This window comes from Cellulomonas sp. P5_C6, from assembly GCF_054049635.1.
In genome coordinates, this window is sequence record NZ_JBFULZ010000296.1 from 1 (window position 1) to 3104 (window position 3104).

At 73.3% G+C, this 3104-nt stretch carries 2 protein-coding genes and 1 pseudogene; 2 read left to right on the forward strand and 1 reads right to left on the reverse strand.

Going from position 1 to position 3104, the window contains the following annotated elements:
- Together ACXJKG_RS20335 and ACXJKG_RS20340 are read left to right on the forward strand one after the other, a co-directional pair.
- A pseudogene (locus tag ACXJKG_RS20335) lies at positions 1–451 on the forward strand (RNA polymerase subunit sigma-24); the annotation flags it as partial.
- 417 nt (positions 452–868) lie between these two features.
- On the forward strand, positions 869–1603 hold the full coding sequence (locus ACXJKG_RS20340; RefSeq protein ID WP_456847536.1) for a hypothetical protein: 735 nt from the start codon (positions 869–871) through the stop codon (positions 1601–1603).
- 139 nt (positions 1604–1742) lie between these two features.
- On the opposite strand, the gene ACXJKG_RS20345 is transcribed toward ACXJKG_RS20340, so the two are convergent.
- Positions 1743–3002 carry an Nramp family divalent metal transporter gene (locus ACXJKG_RS20345; RefSeq protein ID WP_456847537.1) on the reverse strand — a complete coding sequence of 420 codons (1260 nt, stop codon included), beginning with the start codon at positions 3000–3002 and terminating at the stop codon, positions 1743–1745.
- Positions 3003–3104: the final 102 nt, after the last annotated feature.

The following is a 3104-nucleotide window of genomic DNA, read 5'->3' on the forward strand; positions in this document are numbered from 1 at the left end:
GCCCGCCGCGGCCACCGGCTCCGCTGGCGCCGGGCTCGCCGCCGCCGCGGCCATCGGCCAGCAGACGCGACTCGCGCAGGAGTACCGCCTGCAGGCACTCATCGCCGCCGAGCACGCGACCGCGGCGTCGGCAGCCGACACCCGCTGGTCCGTCATCGCCGGCCTGTACGCACAGCTCGAGGCCCTGACCGGGTCCCCGGTTGTCCGCCTAGCGCGCGCGGTGGCCGTCGCGGAGGCCTCCGGACCCGAGGCCGGCCTGGCGCTCCTCGACGGCCTCGACGACGCGCTCCCCCGCCACCACCGGGTCCCCGCCGTCCGCGCCGAGCTCCTGGCCCGCGCCGGCCACCCCGAGGCGGCAGCAGCCCAGTTCCGCGCCGCCCTGACCCTGGTGACGAACGAGACGGAACGCACCCACCTGGAGGGCCGGCTGTCGTCGCTGGACGCGAGCTGACGGGCGCCTTGCTGCCGCGCCGCTCGCGGCCGGTCGCCGAACTCGCGAATTTCCGCCGAGCTCGGTGGCTACAACAACCGATCTCGACGGAGAGTACCGAGTTCGCGACCGTCGTCACCGAGCCGCCCACGGTTCGTCGTCCTCGCGGCCCTGTCCCCAAGCTGTCCGGGGCCGGTCGCCGAGCGGGCGTCGACCTCGATCCTCGGTCGCATGGCCAGACGCGAGCATGACCGGCAACCCACCCGACCGCCCGCTCGGCCGACGGTCCTGTTGGCGCGCGACTTMCCGCCGGATCTCGTCCGTCGCCGCACCCGAGCCGGAGAGTGGGAGCGGATCTCGCGAGGGATCTACATCCCGGCCGTAGGGGCCGGCGACCTGGACCGATGCCGTCAGATCGCCTTCGCCCGCCTGCTCGGCGTGCACGACCGAACCCGATCGCCGCACTGGTTCAGCCACGAGTCCGCCGCCCTTCTGTGGGACCTGCCGTTGTGGCGTTCGCCCGACCAGACCCACGTGATGCAGCGGTATACGACCGGCACCGGTGGCGACCCCGACGTAGCGCACCACCCCGTGGTCCCGCCCGCTTCCCACACGGCCGTCCGGCACGGGCTCCCGGTCACGTCGCTCGAACGGACGGTCGTCGACTGCGTGTCGACGCTGCCTCCGCTCCTCGGCATCGTGATCGCGGACGCTGCCTTGCGGGTCGGCGCGGACCGCGCCGTCATCGACTCCGCCCTCGCCGCGGCAGCAGGACGTCGCGGCATCAGGCGAGCCCGAGCGATCGTCGAGCTTGCCGACGATGGCGCCGAGTCACCGGGCGAGTCCGCGACACGGTTCGTCACTCTGCGCGACGGCCTGCCACCGGCGCGGACACAGGTGCCGGTCGCGACGCGTCTCGGGACCTTCTGGGCCGACATGGGGTGGGAGGAGTGGCGGCTGCTCCTCGAGTACGACGGCCGGACGAAGTACGCCGAGCACGATGCGGAGGCGTTCATGCGGGAGAAGCGGCGCCACGACGCCCTGGTCGAGGCCGGCTGGCGAGCCCTCCGCGTCACCAAGGAGGACCTGAGCGGCCGCACCCTGCTGAACCGCATCACGCCACTGCTGCCTCCCGGAACCAGGCTTCGGCCCCGGCCCGCGCTCCGGGGTTGATCCCCGACCGCCGAACTCGGTACTCGCAGCCCAACTCGGTGGCTGTAGCCGCCGAGTTGGGCCCGGAGGACCGAGTTCGCCGGCTTGGGCACCCGGAGCGCGTCGGGTCGAGCTGAGGCGGCACCGGGCGCGCCCGTCCTCAGGTCAGGATGAGGAGGGTGATCAGGGTCAGGTTCAGGGCGACCACCAGGGTCACCACCAGCAGGAGGGTCGCGTGGAGCCAGGGGCCGTTGCGGTGCTCGCCCATGACGGAGCGGGAGCGGGTCAGGCGGACCAGGGGGATCACCGCGAACGGGATGCCGAAGCTGAGCACCACCTGCGAGAGGACGAGGGTCCACGTCGCGTCCGCGCCGAGGGCCAGCAGGAGGATCGCCGGGATCAGGGTCACCACGCGGCGGACCAGCAGGGGGACGCGGCGGTGGATCAGGCCCTCCATGATCGTCGCGCCGGCGTAGGCGCCGACCGACGTCGATGCGAGGCCCGACGCCAGCAGGCCGACGGCGAACGCGATGGCGATGCCCGCGCCCAGTGCGGTGGCGATCGCGTCGTAGGCGCCGGGGATGGAGTCGGTGCCGGCGACGCCTCGCAGGCCGGACGCGGCGAGGAGCAGCAGCCCGATGTTGACGATGCCCGCGACCATCAGCGCGCCGCCGACGTCCCAGCGGGTCGCGCGCAGGAGCCGGGCGAGCGGGAGCCCCGAGGTGCGGCCGTGCCGGTCGCGGACCAGCGCCGAGTGGACGTAGATCGCGTGCGGCATGACGGTCGCACCGAGCATCGAGGCGGCGAGCAGGACCGAGTCCGTGCCGTCGAAATGGGGGACCAGGCCCGACAGGATGCCGGCTGCCGACGGCGGGGACACGACGAGCCCGGCCAGGAAGCCGATCGAGATGACCGCGAGCAGGGCGACCACCACCAGCTCGAACCGCCGCTGCCCGTACCGGTTCTGAGTGGCCAGCAGCAGGATCGAGACGACGCCGACGATCACCCCGCCAACCGGCAGCGGCACCCCGAACAGCAGCTGGAGCGCGATGGCGCCGCCGACGACCTCGGCGATGTCGGTGGCCGCCGCGACCAGCTCCGCCTGCCCCCAGAACGCCAGCCGCGGGCCGCGGCGCATCCGCTGCCCGAGGACCGCCGGCAGCGACTGCCCAGTGACCAGCCCGAGCTTGGCCGACTGGTACTGGACCAGGACCGCCATGGCGTTGGCGACGACGAGCACCCACAGCAGGAGGTACCCGTAGCGCGCGCCGGCGGTGAGGTTGGCCGCGACGTTGCCGGGGTCGACGTAGGCGATGGCCGCGACGAACGCCGGCCCGAGCAAGAGAGGGGCGCGACGGATGCGCGGCGGAGCGACGACCTGCACAGGCCGGTCGACGCTCTCGGCCACGCTCTCGTGCATCGTTCACCTCGAAAAGTTCGGAGACCCGAACTCATGCTAGCGGACGTACGGATCATCGGTGGTGCGGGTGGGTGGGTGGCGGCCCGGCGCGCAAGGCGGGCG

Excerpts from the sequence above, each read along its gene's own strand:
- ACXJKG_RS20345 (WP_456847537.1), bottom strand. The coding sequence starts at position 3,002 with ATGCACGAGAGCGTGGCCGAGAGCGTCGACCGGCCTGTGCAGGTCGTC.